The sequence below is a fragment of the Fulvivirga kasyanovii genome (assembly GCF_009711405.1).
Lineage (GTDB): Bacteria > Bacteroidota > Bacteroidia > Cytophagales > Cyclobacteriaceae > Fulvivirga > Fulvivirga kasyanovii.
The window spans coordinates 15,023-24,055 of the sequence record NZ_SMLW01000591.1 but is presented as its reverse complement, the minus strand read 5'-3'; the positions used below and the strand labels follow the sequence as shown (position 1 = coordinate 24,055).

Annotated in this window: 3 protein-coding genes; all 3 read left to right on the top strand. The window is 40.3% G+C overall.

Going from position 1 to position 9,033, the window contains the following annotated elements; genetic code table 11:
- The coding region (locus E1163_RS30630; protein ID WP_185156127.1) for a hypothetical protein at window positions 1-422 on the top strand (422 nt) is incomplete at its 5' end.
- Between the two features lie 202 nt (window positions 423-624).
- The gene (locus E1163_RS31410; RefSeq protein ID WP_281353138.1) at window positions 625-4,887 is read left to right on the top strand and encodes a PKD domain-containing protein; all 4,263 of its coding nucleotides are present in this window, start codon (window positions 625-627) and stop codon (window positions 4,885-4,887) included.
- A gap of 579 nt (window positions 4,888-5,466) precedes the next feature.
- Window positions 5,467-9,033 (top strand): PKD domain-containing protein (locus tag E1163_RS17055; RefSeq protein WP_221418020.1); only part of this gene is annotated, 3,567 nt, incomplete at its 3' end.

Genomic DNA, 9,033 nt, shown 5'->3' with positions numbered 1-9,033 from the left:
AAGAAGAGCTTGAGTCTGTAAAAAGAAGTTTTTTCAATCTTCTGGCTCTTTTCCTGGGCAATAAACAAGTAGAAAGCAAGTATGTAGGCTGTCTGTTAAAGTGGAGCGCCCAGTTGAACCTGACGCATGATGACCTGCACCATATAGAGGGCAATTTTGATAAACTAACATATATTGAGCCGGAAGACAAGCTGTCCAAAATGGAGGCCATATATCATCTGGTCCATATGATATATATAGACAATATAGTGGAAGATATTGAACTGGAAGTAGCTTCCATATATGCTGAAAAGCTTGGCTTTAACGCATCCGTGGTCGGAGAACTTTTCAAAGCCATTGCCACCGCACCTTACGACGGGAAAACCGTACGGGAAGTAAGAAAAGAAGTAAAAGAATTCCTTGAGTTTTATAACATAGAGTAGATAAATATTCTGCAATACCACATTTTACATCAATAATATTACACAATGTAAGGCTTTACCCGAATTTCTTATTAAATTCGTATTTTTTAAATCATTCATTATGAGAATAAGGTTGCACCTAACATTGCTCGCAATTATTGCGTCTGGGATTGTTATTTATCTGAATAATAAAACCATAGAACCCATTGATAAAACGGTCTACATGGCTAAACACAAATATTTGGAAGGGGAAGAAAAAACCAAAGAAAAAGACAGACCTGATTTGGCCGCGGCCCATGATTTTGAAATGACCAAAGATCCTTCTCTGGGCTACCCTCCTGTTGAGAGAAAGATCAGAGCATTTAAAACAACGCGTGGCCTTTTAGAAAAAAAGAGAATCAACGCCAAAGCCATAGCCAATGTTAAATGGAATGAAAGAGGCCCTAACAACGTAGGAGGACGTACACGAGCATTAATGTATGACCCTAATGACGTTTCAGGCAAAAAGGTTTGGGCCGGAGCTGTTGCCGGCGGTATTTGGTTTATCAATGACATCACAGACCCCTCTGCCCAATGGCAAAATGTTGACGATTTTATGTCCAACATTGCGATAAGCACAATAGCATATGACCCCCAAAGCACATCTACCTTTTACGCCGGTACAGGCTTGATCTTCACGGGAGATGTAAGGGGCGGTGGTATCTGGAAAAGTGAGGATTCAGGAGCAACATGGAATCAATTAATCAGCACTGATCTGGAAACAACTGACGAGTTTGAGTATACACAAAAAATCGTTATCACATCAACCTCCAAGATAATTGCAGGTACATCATCAGGTATTCAAGTATCGACAGACGGTGGAACTTCATGGACTAACACTCTGAACCAAACAATAACAGATGTTGAATTAGCCAGTGATGGTACAGTTTATGCTAGTAATTATGGGGGAGATATATACAAATCAACCGATGGAGCCGAAACCTGGAGTACAATACTTTCTGAATCTGGTTATCGGGTAGAATTGGCGGCAGCTCCTTCAGATCCCAATACAATTTATGCTGTATCGGAGAGTACAGAAGGAATCAGTGTTGGCTATTTCAAAAAAACCACCAATGGAGGCACTTCCTGGACTGACCTCACAATCCCCAAATATTACAGCCAAAGCTGCTCTGAATCTACATCAGATTTCACTCGTGGCCAGGCCTTTTTTGACTTAATTCTGGGAGTATTTCCAGATGATCCTAACAAAGTTATTGTTGGTGGAATTGACCTTCACCGATCAGTTGACGGAGGAAATACTTGGAAACTGTTATCTTACTGGACTGGCTCATGTGCTGATTACGTACACGCTGACCAACACGCCATGGTATTTAAAGATGGCACAACTGCATTGTTTGGAAATGACGGAGGTGTTTATTATTCAGATAATCTGGATGAAGCAACTCCAGAATTTGAAGAAAGAGTTAATGGCTATAATACAGCTCTCTTTTATTCATGCGCCGCTACAAATGAAAAGTTGTCTAATACTTATCTGGCAGGTGCTCAGGATAATGGAATGCAGATGTTCAAAAAAGTCAGTATTAATTCCACTCTCGAAGTTACAGGTGGAGACGGTGCCTTTAGCTTCATTGATCAGGACGAACCTAATATCATGATCTCCAGTTATGTTTACAATGTTTACTTCAGGTCCCTGGATGGCGGTTCAAGCTTCATCCGTTTTAATGATGATCAGGATAACGGCCGATTTATCAATCCTTGTGACTATGATGACAAGGCCAATGTACTTTACGCGGCACATGGCAATAATGCCATGGTGGTATACAGCGGTATTGCAGAAACAGACGTAAAGACAAGTGTGAAGAACATCTCTGTTGGAGGCGGCAGACTAACTCACTTAAGGGTATCTCCTTACACCACGGACAGAGTATTTGTAGGGAACTCCAGTGGGGGCGTTTACCGAATTGATAATGCCCAAGAAAAACCCGTAGTTACTGATATAGATGCAAATTCCCTACCAGCTGGTGGTTACATTTCGTGCATAGAAGTGGGCGCATCAGACAACCACCTGCTTATTACAATCTCTAATTATGGATTGACTTCAGTATGGGAAACCTCTAATGGTGGTAAAACATGGGTAAACAAGGAAGGCAACCTTCCTGACATGCCCATTAGATGGGCTTTATACAACCCTCAAAACAGAAAAGAGGTGTTATTGGCTACTGAATTTGGAATTTGGTCTACCGATGATATAACTGCCAAATCACCTGAGTGGGAACCCACTGTTCAAGGGTTAGCCAATGTAAAATGTAACATGTTACAATATAGAACGGCAGATCGCCAGGTAGTAGTTGCTACCTTTGGTCGAGGCTTATTTACCACCAACGTATTCAGTAATGAGACCTACATTGATTTTTCTGTTGACAAAACCCTGACTTATATAGGCAAAGAAATAAAATTTGAGGGATTCGATACCGGCGATTTTAATGATTATGTATGGGATTTTGGTGATGGCAATACAAGTACATCCAAAGCTCCGACACATGTATATAATACTCCTGGCACATATACTGTTAAATTATCAGCCGGCAATGGACTCAAACAAAGAGTAAAAACCGATCTTATAACTATTATACCAGACAGGGATAGCGACTATTCTCTGGCAGAGGGAGGTAATTTTGATGACTTTACCGGCGATTTTGTTGCTGAAAACATCAGAGGCACCGGTTTTGAAAGAGGAAATTCAACCATCGCAGGTAAAGATGGCACTTCAAGTGGTAATAACGCCTGGGTAACAGGAATTGCAAGCGCTCAGTACACAGATAATTCACTTGCACACCTTTATACTCCTAACTTCGATTTCTCAACAGTGGGAACCTATGAATTATCGTTCAAAACGAAATATAAATTTGAAGACACCTGGGATGGTTTTATTGTTGAGTATTCCCTGGATAGTGGCAGCACATGGACAAAACTAAACAATGTAAAAGCAGACGGCTGGTATACTACAATTTCTGATGTCAATTCGGTTTTTGGGCCGCAAGTGCCTTTTTTTAGTGGAACTACAGATGGTAGTTTTTTAACTAAGAACACTGATGTTTCTTTCTTAAGTGGCAATGAACGAGTTGCTTTCAGATTCACTTTTGTGACTGACGGGGCATCAGTAGACATAGGAATGGCGCTTGACGATTTCACCTTGTCAGCACCAGTGACAAATGCCATAGCCGATTTCACCAGCTCTCCGGCAAGTGTAAATCTATGTGAAGCTGCTGAAATAACTTTTTATGATAAATCCATCGGTACAATCTCATCTTATTCTTGGAATTTTGGAGCCGGAGCTTCACCAGCTACAGCTACAGGTCGAGGGCCACATAAAGTAACTTACTCAACATCAGGCACTAAAGATGTCATATTAACCGTTGAAGGAGAATCAAATGGAACGCAAAATGAGACTAAAAATTCATTTATCACCATAGAAACCAATAATATTCAAAATAAAACGGTTACGGCAAGTTCAAACCACTGTGTAAACGAAACAGGTTCTGTACATATAGAAAATACAGAAACCGGTTTTACATACCAGATGTTTAATGCATCAGATAATACCCCTGCAAGTGCGATTATTGAAGGGAATGGTGCTACTCTCGATTTTTCAACCGGAGTTCTATTAAAAACAACCAATTACTATGTGGAAGTGAAGGATTTAACATCATCATGCTCATTAATTCTGACCACCCAGCCTGAAGCTTCAGTACTGGCACCTACGTATAGTGAGTTATCAATGGGTAATACAGATGTATGTACAGAAGAATCTCTAAACATAACAGTGATAAGCTCTGAGGAAAACGTAATATACACCATATATGACATTACAAACTCCAAAGTATTCAGTAATGAATTCATAGGTACAGGAGAAGATCTGGTTCTAAGCTCTTTTCCTGTAACCGATACCATACAGGTGAAGTTAATGGCGGAGTTATCCGACTGTAGTACACAATATGACCCGTTCTATATTATACCCAGACCGGCTCCTGAAGATGCAACTATAACTCCTGAAGCTGGAGGTGCATTAAAGGCCTCGAAGGGGGAGAGTTTTCAATGGTATCTGGATGGTGAAGCTATAGCAGGAGGCACAAAACAGATTCTCCATCCAAGAGTTTTTGGAGAATATACAGTGGAAGTGATCACGAATGGCTGCTCATCAATATCCAGCCCATACACTCCAACAATCCTCGGCATCGAAGACCTCCTTAAATCCGGAGAGCTTAGTGTATTCCCTAACCCTACTTCGGGTGTGTTGAATATTAAACAGGATGGCCGATTCAGCAGGATAACGATCTATAACCTGATGGGTCAGGTTGTTTTGACTAAGGGTATCGTTTTCCAAAATGAAGTGGTTATGCTTTCTTTCTTGCAGCCTGGTCAGTATATTCTGGAGTTGACCGGAAAATCGGAAAGTGTTAAACTGAATATTCAAAAACATAAATAAAGTTCGCAAAAGCATAAACAACATTGGGTATGTCTTTCGCTAAGCTTCATGTTATTTCGTAAACTTAGAGGATAAAAGGGAGACAGCGTACCCACAAAACATTATGGATATTATATTGCCCATAATCTCCTCAAATGACCTTTGAAATCTATTGTGCAAACTTAGCAGCCTTTACAACTATATATGATTAAAGTATTGTTGGGATAAAACTTGTGGAATAACGTAAGGCCAAGATCAAATAATTTAATTAATGGTTGCAAAGTATGGATTAACAAGAGTAAGCTTAAAATTAAAAGGTGCTATTAGGCACCTTTTAATTTTTATATAATATCACCCCCTCCTTCTACAGAGCAACCTACTGCAACAATCCCTTATTTTAAGCCTTGTCAATTTTCAATCAAGGGTGACTAAACCATTGTTGCAAATGAAAATCATGCAGAAAGCAATAAAATAATTTTTGATTTTTATAACACAAACAGTTCATTATTCTGAAATACATTTTTAATAGTCAATAATATTTTATTACGTAAGGTTTTTCCCGAATTTCTTATTAAATTCGCATTTTTTAAATCGTAAATTATGAAAAGAAACCTTTACCTAACATTACTCGCAATTGTTGCGTTTGGAACAGTTATTTACCTAAATAACAATCCCTCAAAGCCCTTTGACAAGGCAGCTTATATGGCTAAGCAAAGAGGCTCAGAAGGAGAGAAAAAAGCAAAAGAAAAGGATAGACCAGACTTGGCTGCCGCCCATGAGATTGACATGACAAAAGACCCAGTGCTTGGGTACACACCATCCGAAAGAAAGATAAGGGCTTTTGAAATTACTAAAAACCTAATTCAAACCAAAAGCACCTCAAAAGCAATTGCCAATGTATCCTGGGATGAAAGAGGCCCCAATAACGTTGGTGGTCGTACAAGGGCACTTTTCTTTGACCCTAATGATCCCTCCGGCAAAAAAGTATGGGCAGGAGCAGTCGCCGGAGGAATTTGGTACAATGATGATATTACCAATCCAGATTCTGAATGGAACAATGTAGACGACTTTATGGCAAACATTGCCGTGAGTACACTCGCTTACGACCCTGAAAACCCAACAACCTTCTATGCGGGCACAGGGTTAATTTTTACCAATGATGTAAGGGGTGGCGGTATATGGAAAAGTGAAGATCAAGGGCAAACCTGGAGTCATCTGACTAGTACAGACCCTCAATCTAGTTTAGGCTTCCGTTACACTCAAAAAATAGTAGTCACTTCTTCATCCAGAGTTATTGCAGGCACATGGGGAGGTATTGAAATATCAGAAGATGGTGGAAACACATGGAGTAATACGTTGGAAGAAACTATTACAGATATTGATTTGGCCAGCGACGGCACAATTTACGCAAGTGACTATTCTGGCAATATATACAAGTCCGTTGATAATGGTGATACGTGGAACAATATACTTGACGGAGAAAACAATTACAGAGTTGAGTTGGCATCAGCACCTTCTGACCCCAATACGCTCTATGCCGTAGCTGAAGGAAGTAATTACGTTCAAGTTGGCTACTTCAAGAAAACCACGGACGGAGGGAGCACCTGGACAGATGTAACAATGCCTAATTATACTAATCAAGATTGTTCTCAATCTTCCGCTGACTTCACAAGAGGACAAGCGTTCTTTGACCTGATATTGGGCGTTTATCCGGACAACCCCGATCATCTTATTGTAGGAGGAATTGACCTCCATAGATCTCTTGATGGGGGAGCAACCTGGCAATTAATTTCTTATTGGACAGGTGGCTGCGCTGATTATGTACATGCCGATCAGCATGCTATGGTTTTTAAAGATTCTAATACTGCAATATTTGGAAATGACGGAGGGGTCTATTATAGTAGCTCGCTGGATGCAGAGACGCCTGATTTTGTTGAAATGGTTAATGGATATAACACAGCACTATTCTACTCATGTGCAACAGTTAACGAGGAGGTATCAAATACCTATTTAGCTGGAGCACAAGATAACGGAATGCAAAAATTCAGTGGTTTAGGTATCAATTCCACACAAGAGGTAACGGGAGGCGATGGTGCATTCGCTTTCATTGATCAGGACAACTCTAATATCATGATCTCCAGCTATGTGTATAATGTTTACTCTCGTTCCCTTGACGGAGGAAAAAGTTTTTCAGAATTTTCATCTGACCAAAGCCATGGTCGTTTCATAAACCCTGCTGACTACGATGATAATGCAGATATACTATATGCCGGCTATTCAGCTGATTCAATGGTCGTATACAGCAATATATCCGGAAGTACAGTAGGTAAAGAGCCTAAAGAACTTAATATTGGAGGTGACAGACTTTCCCACATCAGAGTTTCTCCATATACAGACAATAGAATCTTTGTGGGTAACTCGCTAGGACAGGTATACCTTGTTGATAATGCGAATACAACGCCTGAGGTTACGAGAATTGACGACAACAAACTTCCTGTCGATGCTTATGTATCATCCATTGAAATTGGTGCATCCGACGACCAACTGCTTGTAACATTGTCGTCATATGGTGTAGTATCTGTATGGGAAACTACAGATGGGGGAACCACATGGAACGATAAAGAGGGTAATCTTCCTGATATGCCAATAAGGTGGGCATTATACAACCCCTTGAACAGAAACGAAGTTTTATTAGCCACTGAATTTGGAATTTGGTCAACAGACAACATCACCGACAGCTCACCTGAATGGGCACCTACTGTTGAAGGACTTGCAAATGTAAAATGTAACATGCTTCAATACAGGGAGTCTGACCAGCAAGTAGTTGTTGCCACTTTTGGACGTGGATTATTTACTACAAATGCCTTAAGCAATGATATCTATACCGGCTTTGAGGCTAATAAATTACTTACATATATCGGTAGTGAAATTGGTTTCACTAATTTCACTACAGGAAAAAACAATACTTACCTATGGGATTTTGGTGATGGAACAACAAGTACAGAGGCAAACCCATCTCACAGCTATGCAACTTCAGGAACTTACAGCGTCTCACTTACTGTGAATGGAGGGCAAAAATCAAAAACACAAACTGACTATATCAGGGTTATGCCTAATCAAGATGGTGACTATTCATTGGAAGATGGTGGCGATTTTGAAACTTCGCCTAAAGACTTTACTGTAGACAACGTAAGAGGTACGCCTTTTGAAAGAGGCAAATCTGCTGTTGAAGGTAAGGACGGAACAGCAAGTGGGGACAACTCATGGGTAATTGGTATTACTGAAGATCAGTATGCAAATGATACGTATGCCATACTTTATTCACCCCACTTTGATTTTTCACAAGAAGCCCACTACACCTTATCTTTCCAAACCAATTATCAATTAGAGGAAGGATGGGATGGCTTAATTGTCGAATATACCTTGGATAGTGGAAGAAATTGGCTGCTTTTAAACAGCCAGATAATAGATGGATGGTATACCACAAGTGCTGAAGAATATTCAATATTCGGTAAGGGGCTTCCTATATTCAGCGGAAATACCGGCGGTGATTTTTCACTAAAGAGTACTGATGTATCAGATTTTGCAGGTACAGACAGAGTAGGGTTCAGGTTAAGTTTTATTGCTGATAGCTATGTCACCGATGTAGGTATTGCAATTGATAATTTTCAGATCACACGTAAAATAGAAGCGACTGCAGCCTTTGTTTATACTCCTGAAGAAAACAATAGTTGTGGAGACAATACATCCATAACTTTTACCAACAGCTCTTCAGGGGACATACTATCTTATACCTGGAACTTTGGGGCTGATGCCGTGCCCGCCACTGCAACAGGGGAAGGCCCACATGAGGTAACCTATGGTTCTCCAGGCACAAAAACTGTAACTTTGACGGTAGACGGAGAGATCAATGGCGAACAAAGCACATCCAGCGACCTTATTATAACAACAAATCATTCTCCTAAAATAACAGTAGAAAACGGGTTTGTCCTTAGAGCTTCTCAAGCTGATAGCTATCAATGGCTTTTAGACGGAAAAGTTATTACTGGTGCTACTGATCAAACATATGAGCCTCGCGCTTACGGTAAATATACAGTTATGACTACTGTTGATGGGTGTTCGGTATTATCCGAAGCACACGATGCAACAGTCCTCGGTATCGAAGAT

What these genes read in the sequence shown, in the direction of transcription:
- E1163_RS31410 (WP_281353138.1), top strand. Translation starts at nt 625, where the DNA reads ATGGCTAAACACAAATATTTGGAAGGGGAAGAAAAAACCAAAGAAAAA.